We start from the raw sequence: 26,018 nt of genomic DNA, 5'->3' as shown, positions 1-26,018 counted from the left end.
ACCGTACGTACGGTGGTGTGAGAGGACGGAGGTTAATCACCTCCTCCTACTCGATTGATGAGATAGTACATCGGAATGCCAGATATCGTAACAACAATCGATAAAAACGTATCTAGTGGTGCATGGAGTACCGTGCTCATAATAATATATGCTGCGCCAACAATAGCAACGATCGGTGTGAACGGATAAAGTGGCACTCGATATAATTGTTCGTTAGATGGTAATGATTTTGGCAATAAAAATACAGCATAAAAAGCAAAGCCATAAAATAAAAAGACACTAAAAATAGCAATATCGGTTAAGCGGTCTGCATTACCAAGTAGCATCATGACAATTGCAATGGTAATTTGCATTAACGTTGCCAATACAGGTGTGCGCCACTTTGGATGAATACGAGAAAAATAATGAGCAAACGGAAATAACCCATCTGTTGCCATCGCCAATGGCATACGAGGGAATGTGAGCACTTTTCCGTTTAAACAACCGAAAATAGATATTAAAATACCAATAGCAATGAATTTTCCACCGAATGGTCCAAATAAAATGGTTGCAGCTTCGCTCGCTGCATTCGGACCGAGTGCGACAATGGCATCAGCACGAAGTACATGAAGTAATGCAACATTCACAGCCACATAGGCAAACATGACAATAAGAATACCGGTGATAATCGCTTTCGGTAACGTTTTTGACGGATTTTTCATTTCACCAGCAACAAATCCAACGTTCATCCATCCGTCATACGCCCATAATGTTGCTAAAACTGCTGCCCCCAAGTTTATTGCTTGACTGGAGCCGCTATCCATGCCGAAAATCGGCACGTTTCCTTTTGCTACACCAAAAATAATGATAAGAAAAATAGGCAATAATTTTGCAGCTGTTAACACACTTTGGACGATTCCGCCAAATTGTGAGCCGAGCATATTCACAACGGATAAAAACAAGACCGCAATGATTCCAATCCAAAGCTCACTTTCTTTTGGGAGAGAAAAAACACCTACAAATAGTGTACCAAAATATAAACCTAGTGCACCGATGACGGCAGGACCGTAAATAACTGTTTGCACCCATCCACATAAAAATCCCCAAAACCGTCCATACACTTTTTCGATATACACATATAATCCACCTGTTTCGGGAATTTTTGCACTTACTTCTGCAATCGTTAGACCGCTTGCTAATGTAATAATCCCTCCGATGACCCATACAAGCAGGGCAAGTGTTGAATTTCCTGTTGCACCAATGACGATCCCGGGTTTCATAAAAATTCCAGAACCGATAACTGTACCGATGACGATAGCTGTCGCTGTAATAAAGCCAATGCTCCGTTTTAATTGTGTGTTTGACATGTTGTTCACCCCTAGAGGACAAATGTTTTTTTTTTAGTCGAACAATCGCTATTATAGCATGAGATGAAGAAAAATTTCTTTTTTTGAAAATTAAAATATTGACATCGTGAAAAGAAAAGAATAAGATAAAACTAAAGTTGGCTTAAAGAAACTTTTTTAACTCAAATCATTATTGTTTGCTTGTTCCACACATCATGTCGTTTTATGCTAATGCATATGATGGGCGAGCAAACAAATTTTTTTCGCTAATTTTTGTATTAAGGAAACTTTTATACCCTTGTGCAAATTTGGAGGAGGACGCATATGAAAAAGTGGATTGTCATATGGACCGCTTTGCTATTGTTATTTGGATGCGAAACAAAAGAGAATAAAAAAGATGTCATCTATGTCGTCGCAACGACAGGGCAAATTGCTGATCTTGTTAAACATGTCGGGGGAGAATATGTTCACGTGGAAGCGCTAATGGGGCCAGGGGTAGATCCGCATTTGTACAAAGCAACGCAAGGAGATATTCAAAAATTAAGTCAAGCAGACATCATTTTTTACAATGGACTTCATTTAGAAGGAAAACTAGGAGAAATATTTGCGAAAATGTCAAAAACGAAAAAAGTCGTCACAGTAAGTGAAGAGATTCCGAAAGAGAAGTTAATTGAAATAGATGGAGTATATGATCCGCATATATGGTTTGACCTTGATTTATGGAGTTACGCTGTACAGATGGTAGGAGACGAATTAAGTGAAACGGATCCGAAACATAAACAAATATACGAAGAACGAGCGGAAGCATATGAATCTCAACTTATGCGATTAAAAGAAGAAGCGAAAAAAGAGATGAACGCCATTCCGAAAAAACAGCGCGTCTTAATTACAGCACACGATGCTTTTCACTATTTTGGCCGCGCGTATGATATTGAAGTGCTTGGTTTACAAGGGCTAAGCACAGATGCTGAATACGGGCTAAAAGATGTGCAAGAGCTTGTTGACTTTATTGTTGATCGAAATATTCAAGCTGTATTTGCTGAAAGTAGTGTATCGAAAAAAGCGATCGAAGCAGTTGTCGAGGGAGCGAAACAGCGTGGACATCATGTTTCGATTGGTGGGGAGCTCTTTTCAGATGCGCTTGGAAAAAAAGGAACTGAAGAAGGGACGTTTATCGGTATGTATCGCTACAACGTCAAAACGATTGCACAAGCATTGAAGGGGGAATGACGATGAATCCGCTAGTTGTTGAACAGGTAACAGTTGCATATGATCGACAACTTGTATTAGAAGATGTATCATTTTCTGTTCCAGAAGGGAAGTTAGTCGGAATTATCGGTCCAAACGGTGCAGGAAAATCAACGTTAATGAAAGCGATGTTAAATTTTATTCCACGTATGCATGGAAATGTTTTCGTATATGGTAAGCCGTATGAAAAGCAACGTCATCTTGTCGGATATGTTCCACAACGAAATTCTGTCGATTGGGACTTTCCGACGAATGCCCTTGATGTTGTATTAATGGGGCGATACGGTCATATTGGATTGTGGAAACGACCACGAAAAGAAGATGTGGATATTGCTATGCAATGTTTAGACAAAGTCGGAATGTTACCATATGCGAAAAGACAAATTAGCCAATTATCTGGCGGACAGCAACAGCGTGTATTTTTGGCGCGTGCGCTTGCGCAAGATGCATCCGTTTATTTTATGGATGAACCGTTTGTTGGAGTCGATGCCGCAACAGAAAAAGCGATTGTCCAACTGTTAAATGAATTAAAAATGCGTGGAAAAACAGTATTAGTCGTTCATCATGATTTGCAAACGGTGCGAGATTACTTTGATTACGTTTTATTGTTAAATAAACGTGTTGTTGCATTTGGCGAGACGGAAAGTGTATTTACGTACGATCATATTCAAAAAACGTATGGTGGAAAAGTGACTTTTCTTTCTTCCACACATATCGTGGGGTGAATCGCGTATGGACATCAATGTTCAATGGGTATTTACAAGCATGGTTTTGCTTGGATTAGCAAGCGGGATGGTCGGAACGTTTGCCTTGCTAAAAAAACAAAGTTTAATAGGAGATGCGATGGCGCACGCTGCGCTTCCTGGTATTTGTATCGCTTTTCTTTTATATGGACAAAAATCGCTTCTTGTCTTTTTAATTGGTGCCGCTTGTTCGGGTTATATTGCAACAGTATGTATTCAGTTTATTGTAAAGCATACGCGTATTAAAGAAGATGCTGCTATTGGCATTGTATTGTCTGTATTTTTTGGTTTAGGCATTGTGCTATTGACATGGATTAATCAGCATGAAGGTGGGAATCAAAGTGGGATCAATGACTTTTTGTTCGGAAAAGCAGCATCGTTGACTGGAAGTGATGTGAACGTTTTAACCGTAACGGCTGTAACAATGATTATAACAATCCTCGTTTTTTTTAAAGAGTTCAAAATCATTACATTTGATCGAGCATTTGCGCAAGGCATCGGTGTACCTGTGTCATTGTTGAACGGTGTGCTTATGTTTTTAATCGTTTCGGTTGTTGTAATTGGTTTACAAGCGGTGGGGGTTGTGTTAATGTCTGCACTATTAATTACGCCAGCGCTAGCTGCGCGATATTGGACCGAAAAACTTGAATGGATGACATTGTTAGCTGGCGTATTCGGTGCTTTGTCAGGACTCGCTGGGGCATATATGAGTTTGATTACTTATGTGCCTACCGGTCCACTTGTTATTATTTTTGCGACAGCGCTGTTTCTTTTCTCGTTTTTATTCGCCCCGAAACGTGGCTTATGCAGCAAAATCATTCGTCGACATGTAGAAAGAAAAAAATTGCGCGTGAAACAACTAATGTATGAGCGAGGGGAGCAGTTATGAGTTATACGATCTGGATTTTGCTTACTGCAACTCTTGTCGGGATTAACTGTGGATTAGTTGGTACATTTCTTGTATTACGAAAGATGTCAATGCTATCTGATGCGATCAGCCATAGCGTATTGCTAGGGATTGTGGGGGCGTATATGGTCAGTCATCAACTGCAAGGGGTGTCTATGCTCATTGGCGCCTTGCTTGTCGGATTGCTTACGACATTTCTCGTCCAATTGTTGCATCAAAAAGGGGTACAAAGTGACGCGGCCATCGGTGTTGTGTTTACATGCTTGTTTGCCATCGGAGTTGTCCTCATTTCCTTATTCGCAGATCGTGTCCATTTAGATGTCGAACATGCGCTAATGGGTGAGATTGCATTCGTGCCGTGGGATGTGCTGGAAGTTTGTGGACAAAGTATTGGGCCGAAAGCGATTTGGTTGCTTGGATTTGTTTTAGCAATCAATATATTTGTTATTGTTTTTGCTTACAAAGAATTAAAAATTAGCTCATTTGATCGTGAAATGGCAATTACGCTTGGAATTCCGGTCGTGCTGATTCACTACGTATTAATGGGAATGTTGTCGTTAACGACTGTTGCCTCATTTGATAGTGTTGGAGCCATTTTAGTTGTGGCGATGCTCATTGTACCGAGTGCAACAGCGTACTTATGGACAGATCGGCTAAGTGTGATGCTTATATGTAGCGCAACGATTGGCGTGTTAGCATCGGCAATCGGTTACATGGGTGCAACGGCATTTAACGTCTCTATTTCTGGAGCAATTGCTGTATCAACCGGTGTCATCTTCTTTGTGTCTTTATGGATTGCCCCAAAAAGTGGGTTATTGTGGAAATGGATAAAAAAATCTCCTGCCTAGGCAGGAGATTTAGTCTTTTATTGCCGAAAGAAATGAATCGATAATACTTACATCGTTTGTAATCAAGAAAGCAGGAAGTAATGCAATAATGGTCACAACCGTCGCATATGAAACAATAACATTTTTCACTATTTTCACAGTGCTCACTTCCTTTTGAATTTATTTTCTTATTTTTCTGTCATTTTGTCAATCTTTTTTTATTAGCGAAATGTTTGTACGAAAATGGTATAATAACAAAATAGTTGTTTTAAAAAGGGGGGATACAATGCGAATACGAGATTGGGATCGAAACTTACGCATTCGTCTAATTGGGGAATCATTCGTTGGAGTTACGTTTTGGATGATATTCCCTTTTATCGCTATTTATTTTTCAGAGATGTTTGGTAAAGAAAAAACAGGCGTATTACTTGCTATTTCACAATTATTTTCGGTGATTGCCAATTTGCTTGGTGGGTATTTTGCTGACCGATTCGGGAGAAAAAAAATGATGGTAGTTGCAGCATGTGGACAAGCGCTTGCTTTTTTCTTATTTGCTCTATTTAATTCACCGTTATTCTCATCGCCGTTGATGAGTTTTATTTGTTTTGCCCTCGTAGGCATATGTGGTTCGCTTTATTGGCCTGCTAGTCAAGCGATGGTCGCTGATGTTGTTTCGGAAAAAGATCAAAGTCGCGTGTTTGCCGTGTTTTACACAATGAATAACGTCATGGTTGTCATCGGGCCATTACTTGGTGGAATATTTTATCCAGAATATCGTTTCTTCTTATTTTTAATTGCAGGAACGTTTTGTGCGATCGTGGCGACTGTTCTTTTTATTTATTTAGACGAAACAGCACCGATATGGAGAAAAACAACAGGAACATGGTATATGTTTTTTGTTGAGCAATTAAACAATTACCGTCTCATCGCTAAAGACCGTACATTTCTTTTATTCATTGTTGCTGGTATTCTTGTGGCGCAAACGTTTATGCAACTCGACATTTTACTTCCTGTTTACATAAAGGAAGTTGTTTCAAAACAAACATTATTTTCTGTTGGTTCATGGTCGCTTTCGCTGAGTGGAGAGAAAGCGTTTAGTGTCTTGATTGCTGAAAACGGATTGCTTGTCGCTTTATTTACGGTAGCTGTGACGAAGTGGATGGAAAACTATAAAGAAAAATGGGTGTTTGTCTTTTCTTCACTTTTTTACGGAATCGCCATTTTTCTTTTTGGTCAAACTACATCGTTATGGATGATGATCTTTTTAATTGCTTTATTTACGCTAGCAGAACTGATGACAGTCGGCTTACAACAAACGTTTGTTGCTAAATTAGCACCTGAACATATGCGCGGACAATATTTTGCGGCGGCGAGTTTGCGATTTACTCTTGGGCGCATGATGGCACCACTCGCTTTGACGCTTCCTTTTGCGTATCATTGGACGTTTTTTATCTTAACGTTACTTGCTATATGTAGTGCATGGCTGTATGCGATTATGTTTCGATCGATGGAGGAAAAACAAGCATGATTATTCTCATTCGGCACGGAAAGCCTGTTTGTAAAAGAGGCGGATGGATGACGAGAGAACAATTAATCAACTGGTTAAAAGCATACGATGGGGCAATCGTTTATGACGAGCCTCTATCGTACGCGGAAGCAAAAGAAAAAATAAAATGCGCATCTGTCGTCCTTGTTAGTTCGCTTGCTCGCGCTCGCCATTCAGCGTCTTTATTGCAACCACTAAGTCCAATTGAGGAGCACAAATGGCTCAATGAAGCCCCACTCCCTCAACCGCCAAAGTGGATGAAAGGTGTATATCCGCTATGGATGTGGCTTATTTTGTTGCGCTTGTTATGGTTTTGTGGATATGGAGAGGAGCCTTATACCAAAACAAAGCAGCGAGCGATGAAAGCGGCACAACAGCTCGTCCACTATGCTCGAACGGGAACCGTTGTCGTCATTGGACATGGTTGGTTTCATTTGCTTGTTAGTCGGCAACTGAGACGATATGGTTGGCTTGCAAAAAAGAAAAAATGGGCGTATTGGGAAGCAGTGACGTTGTCGTTGACAAGGCGCACACCGTGATGTACATATATGGTGTGTAGCCCCTTCTTTTTCTCATATTTTCCCTTTTCTTTTCATACATATGATGATGTAAATATGAGAAAAAGAGGGGAAATACGCGTGAATGAACAAGGGGGATTACAAAAAGAAGCGATGACACGAAGCGAACGACGAAAACGAAAACGACCATTTGTTTTTGCATGTTTATTATTCGTTGTAAGCGCGTGTGTTGTCGGGGCATGGGGAATGGTGAAACGAGAGACGAATGAGCAAAAAGTAATCGAGCAATTCATCATCGCATTGCGTCAAGAAGATGTACATACGTTGCGTCAATTTATTAATGAACCATTAAATCACAAGTCGCTCTCACCGCTTTTTGTGTATTTGCGCCAACACCCAGAAGGCTATGACCATATAAGAAAAGAGTTAGAGCGGCAAAAAGATGATCGAGTTTACATAAAAGGATTAACGTCAACTCCACCCATTTTTTTAATGAAATTGTCGCAAGGAACATACAAATTTGAGCCCGCGTTATATCACGTCTATGTACAAACAAATGAGAAAGGGGCGCGCATTTTCGTTAACAACGATTATGTTGGAGAAACGAATGTGCCGTTGACGAAAGTCGGGACATATGTCCCAGGCTTATACGAAGTGAAGATCGTTACTGATGAACACGAACGAACGGAAACAATATCGCTTTTCGGCGGTGAACGCATTCGAATGATCCGTCTTGATTTCAATTAAAAGGATGCAGCGATACGTTGCGTCTTTTTTATGGACAATTGAAACATATTTTTTCGCTCGTACGTAATACAGTCAGCGTTTCCATTTAGTAAAAAATCATAGTAAAATAAAGGATCATAGACGATTGGAGGAAAACGATGAAACGATTCATTCGAACGATATGGCGATGGTTTGTATCATGGAACGTTGGATTATTTAGTGCCCTCATTTCGTTGCTTGCATTTCGTTTGCCGTTTTTTATTTCATTTTTGATTGGTATAAGCATAGGGGTGATGTATTCACTTTATATGAAGAAAAAAGAAAAGAAAGATCAATTATACGATTTTAAGGACGAGCGATTGAAAGATGCGAAAAAAAAGGTTCGGAGAATAGGACAAAGTTTGTGGAGAATTCGTTCAGTTGCGATGTTTTCTAAACTTTCCCGTTTGTACTCCATCTGTCAAAAAATAATTGAAATTGTCGAAAAACAACCCGATCGTCTTGCTGTCGCACAACCGTTTTTTAACACAACGTTAGACTCTATTGTTACAATTATTGATAAATACATTTATTTAACAAAACACCCCGTAAAAAGTGGGGAGATTCGTCAGGCGATTCATGAAGCAGAGGAAGCGCTTAGTCTTGCGCTAACGAAAGCAGAAAACGAACTGTTGGACATGCTTGAAGAAGATTTGTTTGATTTAAAGACGGAAGTAAAACTTGTGAAACATACGATTGCATCAGAGGATCCCATTTCTTTACCAATAAAACATACAGTAACAATAACGGAGGAGAAAAAGCATGAGCAAAAACGATGAAATGCTTTGGACAAGTTCGATCGATTCGTTGCTTGCTAATCCATTTGGTGAAGTGACAGAAGTAAGGGACAAGCCATCATCTTCGCGTTTCATTGACCAATTAAAAGAAGAACATCGCCAAAAAGCGTTCGCACTTGCAGAACAAATTGATCCGCGCAACCATCAAGCTATTTTACAATATGGCGTAGCAGCACAAGCGGAGTTGTCACGCTTTTCACATTCGATTTTAAACCATGTGCAGAAAAAAGATGTTGGACCTGTTGGAGAAGTCATTCAAGAGCTAATGACAAAAATGAAAGAAGTAAACGTTGAAGATTTTGCAATGAACAAAAAAAGTTTTTTCGCGCGCATGTTTCAATCTGTCACACAGTCTGTGCAACATATTTTATCTAAATATCAAAAATTAGGTGTCGACATTGATCGGATTGCTGATCAACTTGAAAAACATCGCCAAATGTTATTTCGTGACATCATGATGTTAGAAACATTGTATGAAAAAAATAAAGAATACTTTGATGCCTTAAACATTTACATCGCTGCAGCTGAGTTGAAGCTCGAACAACTGCGAACAAAAACGATTCCAGAACTAGAGAAAAAAGCGTTACAGTCACAAAATCAAATGGATGTGCAAGAAGTAAATGATATGATTCAATTTGCTGACCGACTTGAAAAACGCATTCATGATTTAAAATTAAGTCGGCAAATTACGATTCAAACGGCACCACAAATTCGGCTCATTCAACATGTCAATCAAACGTTAGTCGAGCGCATTCAATCGTCCATTTTGACAGCCATTCCGCTTTGGAAAAATCAACTTGTCATCGCACTAACGCTCCTTCGACAGAAGAAAGCGGTAGAAGCGCAAAAAGCGGTAACAAAAACGACGAATGAGTTGCTGTTGCGCAACTCAGAGATGTTAAAAGTAAATACAATTGAAGCGGCAAAAGAAAATGAAGAAGGGCTTGTCAGCATCGAAACGTTAAAGAAGACGCAAGAAAATTTGTTAGAAACACTGGAAGAAACGTTAAAAATTCAACAAGAAGGTCGCATGAAGCGTCAGCGAGTAGAGCAAGAGCTGATCGAAATGGAAGAACAATTAAAACAGAGGTTGCTGACACTAAAAAGGGCTGAATAAAATCAGCTCTTTTTTATTGATTTTATATACCTGTTAGGGTATGATGTGTGAAGGAGGTAAGACAACATGACTTATATAGTAATCGGTATGTCCTTGCTATATGCTTTATATTATCGCTATGTACCTGTTCGTGGTGTTAAAGAGTTGACGTCTTTATCATCATATGAACATGTGACGTTGCTTGACGTGCGTGACTACAACGAGGCAGACGAAATGAAGGGAGCTCTCCGCATTCCCGTTGCGTACCTAAAACGCTATTATCAAACCATTCCGAATCGTCAAGTGATTGTCATTGCAAAAAGCCATTTGGAGAAAAATGTCGCCATTCGATTGCTTAGACGTTATCATTTTTCTGTACAAGGATATTATATAAAGGAACATGAGCATACAAATGCGTTAAAGATGGTAAAATGTCACTAACTGTTCAAACTTTATGAAATGATTGTTTGGTATAATACGGTTACACGTACTTGTATATGGAGGGGATAGATGATGAGAAAAATTGTTATTGTTGGCGGTGTAGCTGGAGGGGCTTCTGCTGCGGCACGTTTGCGTCGGTTAAGCGAAAAAGATGAAATTATTATGTTTGAACGAGGTGAATATATTTCATTCGCAAACTGTGGGCTTCCGTACTACATTGGGGATGTGATTCAACAGCGAAGCAAGCTACTTGTACAGACGGTTGATGGCATGTCCAAACGATTTCGCATTGATGTGCGCAATTTAAGTGAAGTCACAAGCATTAATCGTGAACGGAAAACGGTCACTGTAACAAATTTACGAACAAATGAACTGTATGAACAACCGTATGATGTTCTTATTTTGTCGCCAGGTGCTAAGCCGATCGTACCGCCAATTCCGGGGATTGATGAGGCAAAAGCGCTTTTTACGTTGCGTAATGTACCGGATACAGATCGTATTCGCTCGTTCGTCGATAACGAAAAACCGAAACGTGCTGTCGTCATCGGTGGGGGATTTATTGGTGTAGAAATGGCTGAAAACTTAACAGAGCGCGGTGTACATGTGACGCTTGTAGAAATGGCGAATCAAGTGATGGCACCGATTGATTACGAGATGGCAGCAATTGTGCACACACATATGAAAGAGCACGGCGTTGACTTGATTTTAGAAGATGGCGTACAAGCGTTTGAAAACGAAGGTCGACGCGTCGTGTTAAAAAGTGGGCGAACGATTGAAACAGATATGATTATTTTAGCCATTGGTGTTCAGCCGGAAAGCCAGCTGGCGAAAGAAGCAGGACTAGAACTTGGTTTTCGTGGTGCCATTAAAGTGAATGAACATTTGCAAACGTCTGACCCGAACATTTTTGCGATCGGTGATGCCATTGAAGTAAAAAGCCTCATTCATGGATTTGAAACTTTTGTTCCACTTGCATGGCCGGCAAACCGTCAAGGTCGACTTGTTGCTGACTACATTAACGGTCGTCACGTGAAGTATAACGGAACGCTTGGTACGTCAATCGCTAAAATTTTTCATATGACTGTAGCAGCCACAGGATTGAACGAAAAAATATTAAAACACCACGGCATCGATTATGAGGTTGTTCATGTTCATCCAATGAGCCATGCGAGCTATTATCCAGGCGCAACACAAATGACGTTAAAGTTAATTTTTAATCGTCAAGGTCGCATTTATGGGGCGCAAGCAGTCGGACAAGATGGTGTGGACAAACGTATTGACGTCATTGCAACAGCGATAAAAGGTGGATTAACGGTATATGATTTACCAGACTTAGAATTAGCCTATGCTCCACCGTTTTCATCAGCAAAAGATCCAGTCAATATGGCTGGATATGTAGCATCAAATGTGTTAGATGGTATGGTAGAAACCGTGCAATGGTATGAAATCGATGACATCGTCGCTAACGGCGGGTTGCTCATTGACGTTCGTACGCCAAGAGAATTAGAAACAAGGGGAGCGATTCCAGGAAGCATCAACATTCCACTTGATGATTTGCGCGACCGCCTTCACGAATTACCGAAAGATCAAACGATTTATGTGACATGTCAAGTCGGTTTGCGCGGATATTTAGCCACTCGCATTTTGAAAGAACATGGATTTGAAGCAAAAAATTTAGACGGTGGTTATAAATTGTACTCGAGTGTAAAGTAGGAGGAGTAGATATGTTTGAAAATATTTTACCGACACAAGCAGATGTCTTGCGTCATGAAGCAAATGTAGAAGTACTAGACGTTCGGGAGGCGCATGAAGTGGCGGCAGGAAAAATCCCAAATGCGCGCCATATTCCGCTCGGGCAACTATTTGCTCGTTTAAACGAACTAGATCAAAACAAAACGTACATTGTTGTTTGCCATTCAGGTGGCCGAAGTGCATTAGCGTGCGAGTGGCTATCAGAACGAGGCTTCCGTGTAAAAAACATGGTTGGCGGCATGATGAGTTGGGAAGGAGAAGTGGAGTAAGACTGGCGATGTGCCAGTCTTATTTTTTATGCACTTGGCATCGTTTTATTGTACAATAAAATACATGTATTGGAAGAGAGAAACGAATGAAGGGGAATACATATGTGGAAAGATAAAAATGTGATTCTTATTTTTATTGGTGAGTTTATTGCCGGAATTGGTTTGTGGCTTGGGATTATCGGAAACTTAGAGTTTATGCAAAGGCATGTCCCATCTGACTTTGTGAAGTCGCTTATTTTATTTTCGGGATTGCTTGCTGGTGTTATAGTTAGTCCGATAGCAGGAAGATGGATTGATACATACGCAAAAAAGCATATTCTTTTATATGCGGGAATTGGCCGTATATGTAGCGTTGTTTTTATGTTATTCGCCCTAAAATATGAATCTATTTTCCTCATGGTATGTTTTATGGTTTCCATTCAAGTCGCAGCCGCTTTCTATTTTCCAACGTTGCAAGCAATCATCCCACTTGTTGTGCGGGATGAGAAACAACTGATGGCGATCAATGGGATGCACATGAATATTTCAGCGTTATCACGAATCTCTGGTACTGCCTTTGGTGGTGCTCTCCTTATGATTACAAGTTTGCAAACGTTATATATCGGCGCGATAGTTGCGTACATTTTGCTATTTCTACTTACTTTTTTTATTGATATAAAAGAAGAAAGGCGCGAGACAAAACACAATACAAAAGAAAAACAACGATTTACAGACATATTTCCAATTATTCAGCAACTACCTATCGTTTATATTGCGGTTATTTTAACGATTGTTCCACAGCTGTTTATTGGTGGATTTAATTTAATGGTTATAAACATTAGCGAATTGCAACATGATTCGTCAATTAAAGGATGGCTGTATACCATTGAAGGAATCGGATTTTTATTTGGAGCTTTTTTCATTAAATATGCCGCTCGTGAACAAACGTATGTGAAATGGATGTATGCATTAACTTGTTTCATTGCTTTAGCGCAACTATCTTTACACTTTGCTCATATTAAATGGGTTTCGCTTGTTTCATTTGGATTGTTCGGCATATGCGTCGGTTGTTTTTTTCCGATGATCGCCACGATTTTTCAAACGAACGTTCCAAAATTATATCACGGTCGCTTTTTTTCATTCAAAAACATGTTTGATCGTGTGACATTTCAAGTGGTCTTGTTAGCTTCTGGATTTTTGTTAGATACGATCGGACTAGAACGTATGGTTGTTCTATTTGGAATATTATCGTTTCTACTTATTATGTACACGATGTTTCGCAAAAAAGAGAGTATGTTAAAAAGCGAAGGGGCATAAGTCCCTTCGCCTTAACCAATAATAATGCGTTCTTTTGGGTAATGGTACGTTTCTTTTTGATTGTTGCCACGAATAAGAAATAAAAACGATAAAATACCAATGCGTCCGATAAACATTAAAGCAGTAATTACTAGTTTTCCAAATGTGCTCAGTTCGGATGTAATGCCCATCGATAAGCCTGTCGTTCCAAACGCGGAGCATACTTCAAAGACGATTTCGATTATTGTAAAAGGCTCTGAAAAGGAAAGAAGCACAATGGCTAAAAAACAAAGCATAAAGGCTGTTCCGAACACGATAAACGATTTTAATATATCTTCATGATGAATTTCTCGTTGAAACACTTTAATCGAGTTTTTTCCTTTCGCATAAAAGAAAATCGTTAACATCACAATAGCAAACGTCGTCGTTCGAATCCCTCCCCCTACACTGCTTGGAGAGGCACCGATAAACATGAGTACACTTAAAACAAGTAGTGTAGGTTCAGAAAAGTCGGCGACATCCATCGTTGCTAATCCACCATTGCGGGAAGAAATCGATTGAAATAACGCATAAAAAAGCGACTCATGCCATGTTTTATTCGCAAAAAAACGATTCCATTCAATGAATAAAATAGCCCATGTTCCAAATAAAACGAGAAGAAAAAATGTGACGGTCGTTAATTTTGTGAAAAGCGAAAAACGATATTGCTTCTTTTGACGATGGAAGAAAAATTCTTTCACTTCAATAAGTACAGGAAAACCAATTGCACCTAAAACGAGCAAAATCATATGTATCGTCTGGACGAAATAATCGTCAGCAAATGGAATAAGCGACTGTCCTGTAATGTCAAATCCAGCGTTTGTTGTTGCACTCACAGACGCAAAGAAGCCTTGAAAAAACGCTTCCTCCCATGATGGAAAATAACGAAGAAAATATATACCTAAAACGATTGCCCCAATTATTTCAATAGTAATAATGAGCGTTAAAATTTCCTTCATTAACTTCACTAATCCAGCAAAGGTTGAACGATTTTGATCCGTCATAATAAGTTGGCGTTCACGAAAGCCAATTTTTTTTCCGAACATGAGCCAAATAAACGTTCCAAGCGCCATAATGCCGATGCCGCCAAATTGAAGAATAAAAGCAAGCACAAATACACCAGGTATATTAAACGTATCGACCGTCGATACGACAGTGAGTCCTGTGACACTAATGGCGCTCACAGCGGTAAATAATGCGTCAACAAAGCTTAATTTGACACCAGGTTGGTGAAAAAAAGGAAGCCATAGTAAGAATGTTGATATGCAAACAGCTACAAAGTAAAATAAGACGATAAGCTGAACGGTAGATAGGCGCGATAATTTTCGAGATTTCACAGCTTTACTCCCTCGCATGTTTTCGTTTTACACATATTTTGATTTTGGCAAATGACAAAAAGGAATGCAAGTCTGTTTTTTCATGAGGCAATATTTGTATTTATAAATTTTGATACATTTGATAAAATAGTGTTGCTCATTGATTCGCAAAAGTGGAGGGGACAATTATGAAGACGCGTGGAAAAATTGTAGCTGTATATATTTTTACTGTTTTTTTATTAGTTGGTCTTATTAACGGTATCATTTATATCCAATTTCAATCATTAATTGCGAACAAAGTCATGACGACAAACGCTCAACTTGCTTTACAGCTTATTGATGCAAAATTTCCCGGAGTATGGCAAGTAAAAGATGGCGAGCTATACAAAGGAGAAATAAAAATGAACGAAAACGAGGAAGTTGTCGACTACATAAAGGAAGTGGTTGGTGCGGATAGTACTATTTTTCTAAACGATGAACGTGTGGCAACAACCGTGATGAAAGACGGCAAAAGGCAAATAGGAACGAAAGCTGATCCGAAAGTTGTACAAGAGGTCATGAAAAAACAAAATCGCTATATCGGTGAGGCGAACGTGCTTGGGGAACTATATGTAACAAGTTACTTGCCAATTACAAACGATCGCGGTGAAGTCATCGGTATGTTTTTTATCGGCATGCCGAAACAAATCGTCAACCAAGAGATTAATAGCGTTATTGTCAAAGTCGTTGCTATTTCTGCATTGTTCGTCATTGTTGGAGTAATCGCATATCATTTATTTATTTCTGTTCGAATTATGAGACCGCTACATGTTGCAAAACAACATCTTGAACAAATAGCTAGCGGTGACTTTAGTAAGCCGTTGCCTGAAAAACTTCTCGGTGCAAAAGATGAATTTGGTGAAATGGCACGTTCCCTTGCCGAAACGAAACAAGCGCTCCGAAATACAGCTGTTCATATTCAAGAACAAGCAGATGCGATTGACCAACAATCAAGTGCCTTATCCGCTACTTCTCAACAAATGTCTGCATCGACTGAAGAAGTGGCAGCAACGATGGAACAAGTATCGCAAGGAGCGGCGTCACAAGCGAACGATTTAGCTGATATGACACATTCACTTTCTTATTTAACAGAAAAAGTTGAACGTGTATATGTAGAACTTGCGAATGTCAAACAAGAAGCGCTTCGTACGTCTGAACGAGCAGATATTGGTAAAAAAGAAATGGATGTATTAATTGCTTCGATCGAACAAATTAAACAAGCGTTTGAAACGGTGACAAGCCATGTTCAAACATTAACGACATCGGTACAAAAAATTAGCGGAATTACCGAAATGATCTCTACAATTTCTGATCAAACAAATTTACTAGCTTTAAATGCAGCGATTGAAGCAGCACGTGCTGGAGAAGCAGGGAAAGGATTTGCGGTTGTTGCGGATGAAGTGCGTAAACTAGCTGAACAATCCAAATCATTTACAGAAGACATTGTTCAGCTCATTGCGTCAATTAGCAAAAATACCGACGATGTCATTCATACATCAAGTGAAGTACACCTCTTTATTAAAGATCAAGCAAATGCTGTCGAAAAAACTGTACGTTCGTTCGCTGACATTTTGACATCCATTAGCCATATCGCGCCTCTCATTGTTTCAACTGAACAAGCAATGGATGAAATTGTGAAAGAAAAAGATAAAGTCATTGCCCGCATCGAACAAATTAGCGCAGTCGCTGAAGAAAATTCAGCGGCAACAGAAGAAGTTACCGCCTCGTCGGAAGAATTAACTGCATCAGCACAAGAAGTAGCTGCCACAGCTCAACGGTTGTATGAAATTGCAGAAAAAATGAAAGAAACAACTAATCGATTTATCGTGTAAAGCGACAGAAAATCTGTCGCTTTAAAAATAATTGTAAACGTTATCAAAACGAATTATAGTAAAATTAGGTGAAGACAATGGCACAAAAAAAATGGACAATAAGTCTTATTGTACTGCTCGTTTTATTTTTATATGTTTTTTTTCACTTTATCACCGTCACAAAGCAGCTCGAAAAAACCGTAGCAAAATTACAACATGAACAAAAAGCGACGTCACATCTCCCGCATGTGATTTTAATATCCCAAGAATTTGATAATCCGTATTGGCGAAAAATTGAACGAGGGGCAAAGGAGGCAGGAAAACAGTATGATGTAAATATTGAATATATCGGTCCGCTCCGAACAAGCATCGCGGAGCAAGTGAAATTACTAGAAAAAGCAATCGCCTCTCGGGTCGATGGCATTATTGTTCAAAATTTAAAAGATGAAGCGTTTACACCGCTTATTGACAAAGCTATTTCGCGAAACATACCTGTGATTACAATTGATGCCGATGCTCCAAAAAGCCGTCGCATCGCTTATGTTGGAACAAATAATTTTGAAGCTGGCCGATTGCTTGGAAAGGCAGTTGCTTCCCGTATAGAAGGAGAGCGAGAGATTGGAGTTATGATCGGGACGGATACATCAGAAAACCAACGTCTACGTTTACAAGGGTTTTTATCTGTTATTACTGAATATCCACATTTAAAAGTCGTTTCCATTACATCATCGAACATCTCGCGCATTCAAGCATCCATTCAAGCTGAACAAATGTTGCGAAAACATCCGAATATTTCTGTTATGGTTGGCACAAGTGCGCTCGATGCGATCGGTATTCGGATGGCGATAAAAAACTTGCATCGTAATAATATTCGAATATTTGGATTTGACGATGTGGAAGAAACGATCGAAGCGATTAGAGAAGGAGATATTGTCGCAACGGTCGTCCAAAAACCTTACGATATGGGATATTCCGCAGTCAAATTAATGGTTGACCATCTTTCTGGCAAACAAATTGATAAAGAACATTTTACAACAATTGAAGTCATCGATCGTAAAAACGTTCAGCAGGAGAGAAACAAATGAAAATTCGGACGAAATTGTTTGTTTTTATTCCCCTTCTCGTTCTTTTACTGAATTGTATTGCGTTTTTTATTTTTCAAAGTGGAAAACAAGTACAAGAAAGCTACGATGTCATGATGCAACGCATTTTTTTATATAAACAAATTTCGCTTGAGACACAGGAAAATGTGCGTTTTTTAAGTAGCTACTTAATTCACCAAGACGAGTACAATTATAAGCAACTCATCGAACATAAAAAACAACTTGAAAAGTTGCGCCGTGAATTAACAGAAAGACAATTGGAAGGAAACGATGCGTTCACGCTTGAAAACTACAAAAATATGGTTTATGTTTTTCTTGATTTAGAACAAGCAATTATTCATAAGCTGACAAAACAGCAATTCACAGGTTATGCGGATCAGTACAACGAAATTGAAAAAATTGCTTCGTTTATTCGCGAAGATAGTCAAGCGCTTGTTGACGTTGAACTGAGCTTATATCAACCTGTATACAAACAAATATTACAGCATACAGCACGAATGAATGAACTAGGCGGAATGTTGTTTATTTTAACGACGATTTTAAGCATCGTATTTGCGATATGGTTATCACGAACGATCGTCATTCCGATTCATCATCTTGTCCATGCGGCGAAAAACATCTCAGTGGGTCAACTGGACACGCGGATTCCTCGTTTCGATGGACATGATGAAATTGGCTTGCTCGGTAAAACGTTTCAACATATGATTGAAAATTTGCGCATATTAATCTCTAAAAATATGGAAATATTAGAAAAAGAAAAACTTGTTCGAGAATTAGAGCTAAAAGCTCTCCAAAGTCAAATTAATCCTCACTTTTTATTTAATACGCTAAACGTCATTTCAAAACTTGCTTATATCGAAGGGGCAGAAAAGACAAGTGAACTCACCGTATCCACGTCGAACTTGTTGCGATACAACTTACGAAAGCTCGATCAGCCTGTTACGTTACGTGAAGAAGTAGAACATGCGAAAGAGTATTTTGTGATTCAAAAAGCTCGTTTTCGCGATCGTGTTACTTTTGAAGTAAGGGTAGATGAATCATGTTTAGAACAGCCTATTCCTTGTTTAACGTTGCAACCGCTCATTGAAAATGCCTTTATTCACGGGATTGAAGGAATGGAGGAAGGGGCGAACATTCAGTTAATTATCGAAGAAAAAAGAAATTGCATTCAAGTAACGGTTGCTGATAACGGTGTAGGAATGCCATATGATGTACAACAAGCCATTATAAACGCATCGTATTCATTGACTAAAACAGGTCATTCAACAGGACTTGGATTAGAAAATGTGTTGCGACGCCTTCAGCTTTTTTATGGAGTAGAAAAAATACTAGATATAAAAAGTGCGCCAAACGAAGGAACGGCTATTATTTTACGGTTGCCAAGGAGGGAGAACGATGTACAAGCTGCTTATTGCTGATGATGAACCGCTAGAGAGGGAAGGATTGCAGTTAATGATTGAACGCTCATTTCCACAGACGTTTACGATTTTTCATGCAGAACACGGTCGAAGGGCTATTCAGCAAGTTGAGCAACATCGTCCGCATATCATTTTTATGGATATGAAAATGCCAGGTATTCAAGGACTTGAGGCTATCGCTGAAATTCGCAAAATGGATGCGCAAGCTAAAGTTGTCATTTTAACAGCGTATGATTACTTTACATATGCAAAAGAAGCGATTTCTTTAGGTGTAAGTGAATACGTGTTAAAGCCCGCCAAAAAACAACAAATCATTGATTTGTTACAAAAATTGTTACAGCAAATTGCAGAAGAACAAGCGATGCGTGAACAACAATTAACCGCCCGTGAAAAACTTGTTCAACTGCAAGCATTAAGTGAGATAGCTTGGACGTGGTTGTTCATGGGGAAAATGGACGAATGTGCTGCCCATACGTTCACTGGCATGGAATTCGAGAGCGGTTATGCCATTGTTGTGGAACTAGAAAAGACCGATGCGTTTGAAAGAGAAAGATGGGAAGAAACTGTAAAGCAATGCATGAAACAATATCGCCGTTGTTTATGTAGCCCGCTTAGTCAAAGGCAAATGGCAATTTTTATTGAAAGCGAACAACATGAACATACCATTTCGTTCGTTCAATCGTTGTTAAAACAGCTCGAGAAAGGATTGCAACAGCGAGTAAAAATAGGAATTGGAACGATTCGGTCGGGGATCGATGGAATGAAACGCTCATATAAAGAGGCATCTATAGCGGTTCGTTACGTTCCATCATTTAGTCGAGTGATGCATATCGATGATGTTCCGCTAACGGATGAAGTGGAACAAACGACAATAAAAACAAGTGGTAGCGTCATTGAGCAAGTCGAAATATTTTTACAAGAAAATTATTGTTATGATATAACGCTTGAAGAAGTAGCAAAATATGTTCATTTAACTCCGTATTATTTCAGCAAACTATTTAAAAAAGAAACAGGTCAAACATTTATCGATTATTTAACCAATTTACGCATCGAAAAAGCGAAACAATTGATGCGCGACGAAGGATTAACGGTGAAAGAAGCTTGTTACCGCGTCGGATACAAAGATCCAAACTATTTTAGCCGCGTGTTTAAAAAAGTGACAAATATGACACCAACAGAATATCGTCAAGACGTGTGCGAGCGTTGATAAAATGCTCGCATTTTTTTGTTGGACGACAAAAAAATGCTAATCCGTTCGTCTTTATAGGAATGAAAGCGTTTAAATTGTGCGAATATATCGCAAATAAGTGAAGAAGGAAAAGAAAACGCTTTCTTTTTCTTGTGTTACGCTTAACATGTAGACGATATGAAAAACAAGGGGGAATACATGTGAAGTGGTGGAAACACGTCGCAAAAGGGGCGGCAACATTCGTATTAGCATCCGCATTAACAGCGTGCGGGGTTGTATCTTCGGGAAACGAAGGGGGAAGCGAATCGACGAAAAAAGACGATGATAAAATTGTCATCGGTTTTTCGATGGATACGTTAAAGGAAGAACGTTGGCAACGGGATAAAGAATTGTTTGAGGCGAAAGTGAAAGAACTCGGTGCGGAAGTGAAAACGTTAGCAGCAAACGGAGACGATGCCGCACAGTTGAGCCAGGCAGAACAACTCATTTCAGAGGGTGTCGATGTTCTTGTCGTCGTACCTCATAACGCAGAGGCGTCAGCGGCGATCGTAGAAAAAGCGCATAAAGAAGGAATTCCAGTTATTTCTTATGACCGTTTAATTAAAAATGCGGAAGTAGATTATTACGTTTCATTTGACAACGTGCGTGTCGGTGAAATGCAAGCACAAGCGATTGTAGAAAAAGCACCGAAAGGAAACTATGTTTATATCGGTGGAGCAGATACAGATAACAACGCTCATTTATTCCGCCAAGGAGCCATGAACGTATTAAAGCCACTTGAGGAAAAAGGCGACATTAAAATTGTTTACGACCAATTCTCAAAAGATTGGAAACCAGAAGAAGCATTGAAAAACATGGAGAACGCATTAACAGCAAATAACAATAACATTCAAGCCGTTGTCGCAGCGAATGATGGTACAGCAGGTGGTGTCATTCAAGCGTTAGCGGCGCAAGGTTTAGCAGGAAAAGTACCTGTTTCAGGACAAGATGCTGAATTAGCTGCATTACAACGAATCGTTGAAGGTACACAAACGATGACAGTATACAAACCAATTAAAGCGATTGCAACAAAAGCGGCGGAAATGGCTGTTGCTTTAGCAAAAGGTGAGAAAATCGAAACGAACCAGACGGTATCAAATGGAAAAATTGACGTTCCATCTGTCTTACTTGATCCAATTGCTGTAACAAAAGAAAATGTATTAGACACAGTCATTAAAGATGGGTATCACAAATTAGAGGACGTATTCAAAAACGTACCGAAAGATCAATGGCCAAAACAATGAAAACAAGGGGCTGGCTTTGCCAGACCCTTATTTTCAACATGATACAACGGGAGTGAAACGAATGTATGCGTTAGAAATGATCAATATTACAAAAGAGTTTCCCGGTGTGAAAGCGCTTGACCGCGTTAGTTTCAAAGTGAAAAAGGGAGAAATTCATGCGCTTTGTGGCGAAAATGGTGCTGGAAAATCGACGTTGATGAAAGTGTTAAGCGGACTATATCCAGCTGGCACGTATGATGGTGAAATTCGTATTGACGGCAAACCTGTTTCGTTTCGACATATTGTTGATGCTGAGCAAGCAGGCATTGCGATCATTCACCAAGAACTTGCACTTGTAAAAGAAATGACCGTTGGTGAAAACATTTTTTTAGGGAGAGAACCACGTAAATTCGGTGTCATTCAATGGGATCAGTTATATTATGAGGCAGAAACATGGTTAAAGAAAGTGGGATTAACGATTTCTCCTCAAACAAAAATCCACTCACTCGGTATCGGACAACAGCAGTTAGTTGAAATTGCTAAAGCGCTAGCTAAGCAAGCAAACATTTTAATTTTAGACGAGCCGACGGCAGCTTTAACCGAAAGTGAAGTTGAAATTTTAATGGGTATTTTAGAACAGCTGCGAGCACAAGGGGTTGCGTGTATTTATATTTCTCATAAAATGCCAGAAGTATTTCGGTTAGCAGATTCGATTACCGTGTTGCGTGACGGAAAATCAATCGCAACTCTTTCACGTACAGAAACAAATGAAGATGAAGTCGTTGCCCTCATGGTTGGGCGTGAGTTGACAGAGCGTTATCCGTACGTCAAAAAAACGCCAGGGCATGTCGTCTTAGAAGTAAAAAACTATTCGATATGGCATAAGGAAAAGCCGATGAAAGTCAACAACAATATTCATATGACTGTTCGTGCTGGGGAAATTGTTGGCATTGCTGGATTGATGGGAGCAGGACGAACAGAACTTGCGATGAGCTTATTCGGTGCATATGAAGGAAAAGCCGAAGGGGAAGTGTGGATAGAAGGAAAACAAGTGCATATTCGTTCGGTGCAAGATGCAATTCGATCAGGTATTGCACTCGTCACTGAAGACCGCAAAAGGTTAGGACTTGTACTCGGAATGGATGTGAAAACAAATACGACATTAGCTAGTTTAAAAAGTATTAGCCACTTACAAGTCATTGATCAAAATGAAGAATTGAAATGGAGCCAAAAATACGTTGATGAACTAAAAACAAAAACAGCGTCTTTAGAAACAGCTGTCGGTACGTTATCTGGAGGAAATCAGCAAAAAGTTGTATTGGCGAAATGGTTAATGGCAAAGCCAAAGCTTTTAATATTAGACGAGCCAACGCGCGGCATTGATGTTGGAGCGAAATATGAAATTTATCACTTAATGAATAAATTAGCAAAAGAAGGCGTTGCCATCATGATGATTTCTTCTGAACTTCCAGAAATTTTAGGAATGAGCGACCGCATTTATGTTATGCGGGAAGGACAAATCGTGAAAGAGTTATCACACGATGAAGCAACACAAGAAAATATTATGATGGCAGCGACAGGAGGAGAATGAGTTATGGAAGTGAAAGCAGTCATCGACCAGCAACCGAAAAAGAAAAATATATTTGGCAAAATAGATATTCGTGCTTATACGATGATCGGTGCACTCATTGCCATTTGGATTTTCTTTGGTATGTTAAATGAGACATTTTTGAGTGCTCGCAATTTATCGAACTTATTTACACAAATGTCTGTTACGGCTATTTTAGCCATTGGTATGGTACTTGTTATTGTTGCGGGTCATATTGATCTTTCTGTTGGTTCGATTGTCGGTCTCACAGGCGGTGTTGCAGCCATTTTAAGCAACTGGATGGGGATGCCGACATCTGTCGTCATTTTATGTACGCTGCTTGCAGGCGCACTTGTCGGATTCGTGCAAGGCTGGTTAGTTGCTTATCGAGCGATTCCTGCATTTATCGTTACATTAGGTGGAATGATGATTTTCCGCGGAGCATTAATGGGCATTACGAAATCGACGACCATTCCAATTTTTGATGCTCAATTTATCGCTTTAGGAAGCGCATATTTTACGGATATTTTCGGTATGATCCTTGCGGCGATTGCCATTGTCGCGCTATTTATTTCAATGTTTCGTAAGCGAAAATCGCGCCAACAATACGGTTTTACTGTTTCACCGTTGCCTCTTGAACTCGCGAAGCTATTTGTTATTAGCGTACTTATTTTCGTATTTGTTGTTACAATGAACAGCTATAAAGGAATCCCGTTTCCAATTATTTTTGTCATTGCCTTGGCCCTTATTTTCTCATTCATTGCGACAAAAACGACATTTGGTCGTCACGTATACGCCATTGGAGGAAACGTAGAAGCGGCTCGACTTTCTGGAATTAACATCCAACGTCATACGATGATGTTGTTTGTCTTTACAGGATTGCTTTCTGCTATCGCTGCACTTGTTTTAACCGCGCGCCTATCTTCGGCAACGATTTCAGCGGGACAAATGTACGAACTAGATGCCATCGCTGCTTGTGTCATCGGTGGAACATCTTTAATGGGCGGATCTGGTACGATAATTGGTGCGATAATCGGTGCGATGGTTATGACGTCGCTAGACAATGGGATGTCGTTATTAGGTATGGAAACATTTTGGCAATACATCGTAAAAGGAAGCATTTTAATTTTAGCGGTTTGGATTGATATTGCTAGCCGAAAACGGAAAACGAATTAAAGGGGCAACCGGAAAGGCAAGGAAAGCTGTCTTTCCGGTACTTTTTTTGTATGGAAATGTAAAGTTTTAGGGGTATATTGTTAGCGGTAACATTTTCATAGTTATGCGTCAGTGTAAATAAAATAAAAAATACATAAGAGGTATAGTGCCGATCGTTCATACGGTCGGTTTTTTTATGACGATATATGTTTTTTCAAACATTTTTGAAAATACGTCTTGTATATTCTGAAAATTCATATTATATTATTGTTGTAAAAATATTAAATTTTTTGAAAATAAAAAGGGGGATTGTCATGAAAAGGAAAAAAGCATTTTCTATTTTCACATCCGCTACGCTTGCGATTGGTTTGTTGGCAGGATGTTCGGCGGATAAGACGTCAGAAACACCGAAAAATAGCGAGGGAGGCGAAGGGGGCACAGTCATTAAAATTGCCACTCAAAGTCCTCTTTCTGGTGGAGCAGCGACGTTAGGTGAATCGATTAAACTGGGAGCTCAACTGGCTTTAGAAGAACAAAAAGAAAAGTTTGAAAAGCTAGGGTTTAAATTGGAACTTGTTCCATATGACGATCAAGCCGACCCGAAAAAAGGAGTGGCAAACGCTCAACTCATTGGAGCGGATCAACAAGTTTTAGGTGTCGTTGGACATTTGAATTCAGGAGTCGCGATTCCATCTTCAGAAATTTACGAAAAATATAGCATTCCAATGGTTTCCCCAGCAAACACAGCAACAGACGTAACAGACCGAGGCTTAAAAACGGTGAACCGCATTTGTGCACGCGACGATTTCCAAGGCCCAGCAGGTGCAAAATTTGCCGTTGAAAAATTAGGAGCAAAGAAAATTTTTATCATTCAAGATAAAACAGCATACGGTACAGGCTTAGCGGAGGCGTTCAAAAAAGGAGCGGAGGAAGCAGGTGCCGAAGTTGTTGGATTTGAAGGAATTACAATTGGTGAAAAAGACTTTAACGGTGTACTAAACCAAGTGCTCGCGAAAAAGCCGGATCTCGTGTATTTCGGTGGTATGTATACAGAGGGTGGCATGTTGATTAAGCAAGCGCGTGATAAAGGTATTACCGTACCGTTTATGGGTGGAGATGGAATGGATTCTTCTACGCTCGTTGAGATCGCAGGCGACGCGGTGAAAAATACGTTCATTACATCTGCTGCAGGTATTGCAACAGCGACAGAATCAGGAAAACAGTTTGCTGAAAGGTATAAACAGAAATTCGGGAAAAATATTGAGTCGTACTCTGCTTACGGATATGACGCCATGGGGGTTTTATTAAAAGCGATTGAAGAAGCCATTAAAGCGAACGGAAACAAACTTCCTTCTCGCGAGCAAGTTGCTGAAGCCGTTCGTCACGTTCAAGACTATGAGGGGGTTGTGACGAAAGTAAGCTTCGATGAAAAAGGGGACAACAAATATGCGAAAATTTACATTTACAAATTTGAAGAAGCAACATATCCAGCGCGATTAGAAGATGAAGTAAGCAAATAAAGATAAATACGTTTGAAAAGGGTATGACAGTTTGCCGTACCCTTTTCTTATAATTTTTTTAACATGTTG

At 39.6% G+C, this 26,018-nt stretch carries 24 protein-coding genes; 21 read left to right on the top strand and 3 right to left on the bottom strand.

Going from position 1 to position 26,018, the window contains the following annotated elements; translation table 11 throughout:
• Nucleotides 1-32 precede the first annotated feature (32 nt).
• The gene (locus CS060_RS06755; protein WP_035046923.1) at nt 33-1,346 is read right to left on the bottom strand and encodes an APC family permease; all 1,314 of its coding nucleotides are present in this window, start codon (nt 1,344-1,346) and stop codon (nt 33-35) included.
• Nucleotides 1,347-1,649: 303 nt separating this feature from the next.
• Between CS060_RS06755 and CS060_RS06750 the strand changes: the two genes are divergently transcribed.
• Genes CS060_RS06750 through CS060_RS06735 form a run of 4 tightly spaced genes read left to right on the top strand, consistent with a single transcriptional unit; the run spans nt 1,650 to nt 5,071 of the window.
• Nucleotides 1,650-2,555, top strand: coding sequence for a metal ABC transporter solute-binding protein, Zn/Mn family (locus tag CS060_RS06750; RefSeq protein WP_099668806.1), 906 nt, complete (start codon nt 1,650-1,652; stop codon nt 2,553-2,555).
• 2 nt (nt 2,556-2,557) lie between these two features.
• Entirely contained in the window at nt 2,558-3,298 is a 741-nt protein-coding gene (locus tag CS060_RS06745; RefSeq protein WP_035046925.1) for a metal ABC transporter ATP-binding protein, read from the top strand.
• Between the two features lie 7 nt (nt 3,299-3,305).
• Nucleotides 3,306-4,205 carry a metal ABC transporter permease gene (locus tag CS060_RS06740; protein ID WP_099668805.1) on the top strand — a complete coding sequence of 300 codons (900 nt, stop codon included), beginning with the start codon at nt 3,306-3,308 and terminating at the stop codon, nt 4,203-4,205.
• Complete coding sequence (locus CS060_RS06735) at nt 4,202-5,071, top strand: metal ABC transporter permease (protein ID WP_035046930.1); 870 nt, start codon at nt 4,202-4,204, stop codon at nt 5,069-5,071. Before CS060_RS06740 ends, CS060_RS06735 begins: the two co-directional genes overlap by 4 nt.
• A gap of 9 nt (nt 5,072-5,080) precedes the next feature.
• Here CS060_RS06735 and CS060_RS14320 read toward each other — a convergent pair whose 3' ends face one another.
• Complete coding sequence (locus tag CS060_RS14320; protein ID WP_255350563.1) at nt 5,081-5,209, bottom strand: hypothetical protein; 129 nt, start codon at nt 5,207-5,209, stop codon at nt 5,081-5,083.
• Nucleotides 5,210-5,336: 127 nt separating this feature from the next.
• Between CS060_RS14320 and CS060_RS06730 the strand changes: the two genes are divergently transcribed.
• The 9 genes from CS060_RS06730 to CS060_RS06690 all read left to right on the top strand — a co-directional run bounded on the left by CS060_RS06730 (nt 5,337) and on the right by CS060_RS06690 (nt 13,530).
• Complete coding sequence (locus CS060_RS06730; protein ID WP_035046932.1) at nt 5,337-6,578, top strand: MDR family MFS transporter; 1,242 nt, start codon at nt 5,337-5,339, stop codon at nt 6,576-6,578.
• Nucleotides 6,575-7,135, top strand: a complete 561-nt coding sequence (locus tag CS060_RS06725; protein ID WP_035046934.1) for a histidine phosphatase family protein — start codon at nt 6,575-6,577, stop codon at nt 7,133-7,135. Before CS060_RS06730 ends, CS060_RS06725 begins: the two co-directional genes overlap by 4 nt.
• A 99-nt stretch (nt 7,136-7,234) precedes the next feature.
• Nucleotides 7,235-7,861 (top strand): PEGA domain-containing protein, encoded by a 627-nt coding sequence (locus CS060_RS06720; RefSeq protein WP_035046936.1) that lies wholly within the window; start codon nt 7,235-7,237, stop codon nt 7,859-7,861.
• Nucleotides 7,862-7,998: 137 nt separating this feature from the next.
• Nucleotides 7,999-8,658 (top strand): 5-bromo-4-chloroindolyl phosphate hydrolysis family protein, encoded by a 660-nt coding sequence (locus CS060_RS06715; RefSeq protein WP_099668804.1) that lies wholly within the window; start codon nt 7,999-8,001, stop codon nt 8,656-8,658.
• Nucleotides 8,642-9,793 (top strand): toxic anion resistance protein, encoded by a 1,152-nt coding sequence (locus tag CS060_RS06710; protein WP_099668803.1) that lies wholly within the window; start codon nt 8,642-8,644, stop codon nt 9,791-9,793. The genes CS060_RS06715 and CS060_RS06710 overlap by 17 nt, the downstream gene beginning before the upstream one ends.
• Nucleotides 9,794-9,859: 66 nt before the next feature.
• The gene (locus CS060_RS06705) at nt 9,860-10,213 is read left to right on the top strand and encodes a rhodanese-like domain-containing protein (RefSeq protein WP_035046940.1); all 354 of its coding nucleotides are present in this window, start codon (nt 9,860-9,862) and stop codon (nt 10,211-10,213) included.
• Nucleotides 10,214-10,285: 72 nt separating this feature from the next.
• Nucleotides 10,286-11,926 carry a CoA-disulfide reductase gene (gene cdr / locus CS060_RS06700; RefSeq protein WP_035046942.1) on the top strand — a complete coding sequence of 547 codons (1,641 nt, stop codon included), beginning with the start codon at nt 10,286-10,288 and terminating at the stop codon, nt 11,924-11,926.
• Between the two features lie 11 nt (nt 11,927-11,937).
• Nucleotides 11,938-12,234, top strand: a complete 297-nt coding sequence (locus CS060_RS06695; protein WP_035046943.1) for a rhodanese-like domain-containing protein — start codon at nt 11,938-11,940, stop codon at nt 12,232-12,234.
• A 102-nt stretch (nt 12,235-12,336) separates the two neighbouring features.
• Entirely contained in the window at nt 12,337-13,530 is a 1,194-nt protein-coding gene (locus CS060_RS06690) for an MFS transporter (RefSeq protein ID WP_035046944.1), read from the top strand.
• An 11-nt stretch (nt 13,531-13,541) separates the two neighbouring features.
• Here the strand turns inward: CS060_RS06690 and CS060_RS06685 are convergent, their stop codons facing one another.
• Nucleotides 13,542-14,885 (bottom strand): TrkH family potassium uptake protein, encoded by a 1,344-nt coding sequence (locus CS060_RS06685; protein WP_035046945.1) that lies wholly within the window; start codon nt 14,883-14,885, stop codon nt 13,542-13,544.
• Between the two features lie 167 nt (nt 14,886-15,052).
• On the opposite strand from CS060_RS06685, the gene CS060_RS06680 reads away from it, so the two are divergent.
• The 8 genes from CS060_RS06680 (at nt 15,053) to CS060_RS06645 (ending at nt 25,949) form a co-directional block, all read left to right on the top strand.
• Nucleotides 15,053-16,735, top strand: a complete 1,683-nt coding sequence (locus tag CS060_RS06680) for a methyl-accepting chemotaxis protein (RefSeq protein WP_035046946.1) — start codon at nt 15,053-15,055, stop codon at nt 16,733-16,735.
• A gap of 77 nt (nt 16,736-16,812) precedes the next feature.
• Entirely contained in the window at nt 16,813-17,799 is a 987-nt protein-coding gene (locus CS060_RS06675) for a sugar-binding protein (RefSeq protein WP_035046947.1), read from the top strand.
• Complete coding sequence (locus tag CS060_RS06670) at nt 17,796-19,235, top strand: sensor histidine kinase (protein WP_099668802.1); 1,440 nt, start codon at nt 17,796-17,798, stop codon at nt 19,233-19,235. The genes CS060_RS06675 and CS060_RS06670 overlap by 4 nt, the downstream gene beginning before the upstream one ends.
• Nucleotides 19,213-20,442 carry a helix-turn-helix domain-containing protein gene (locus CS060_RS06665; protein WP_035046948.1) on the top strand — a complete coding sequence of 410 codons (1,230 nt, stop codon included), beginning with the start codon at nt 19,213-19,215 and terminating at the stop codon, nt 20,440-20,442. The genes CS060_RS06670 and CS060_RS06665 overlap by 23 nt, the downstream gene beginning before the upstream one ends.
• Before the next feature lie 182 nt (nt 20,443-20,624).
• Nucleotides 20,625-21,707, top strand: coding sequence for a D-xylose ABC transporter substrate-binding protein (gene xylF, locus CS060_RS06660; protein ID WP_035046949.1), 1,083 nt, complete (start codon nt 20,625-20,627; stop codon nt 21,705-21,707).
• 61 nt (nt 21,708-21,768) lie between these two features.
• Nucleotides 21,769-23,277, top strand: coding sequence for a xylose ABC transporter ATP-binding protein (locus CS060_RS06655; protein WP_035046982.1), 1,509 nt, complete (start codon nt 21,769-21,771; stop codon nt 23,275-23,277).
• Nucleotides 23,278-23,280: 3 nt separating this feature from the next.
• Nucleotides 23,281-24,450: a sugar ABC transporter permease gene (locus CS060_RS06650; RefSeq protein WP_035046950.1), complete on the top strand. Its 1,170-nt coding sequence runs from the start codon at nt 23,281-23,283 to the stop codon at nt 24,448-24,450.
• A gap of 293 nt (nt 24,451-24,743) precedes the next feature.
• Entirely contained in the window at nt 24,744-25,949 is a 1,206-nt protein-coding gene (locus CS060_RS06645) for a branched-chain amino acid ABC transporter substrate-binding protein (protein WP_099668801.1), read from the top strand.
• Nucleotides 25,950-26,018 lie beyond the last annotated feature (69 nt).

Origin of the sequence: Anoxybacillus flavithermus (assembly GCF_002742685.1) — a bacterium.
GTDB lineage: Bacteria > Bacillota > Bacilli > Bacillales > Anoxybacillaceae > Anoxybacillus > Anoxybacillus flavithermus_E.
This window is presented reverse-complemented; position numbering and strand designations above follow the sequence as displayed.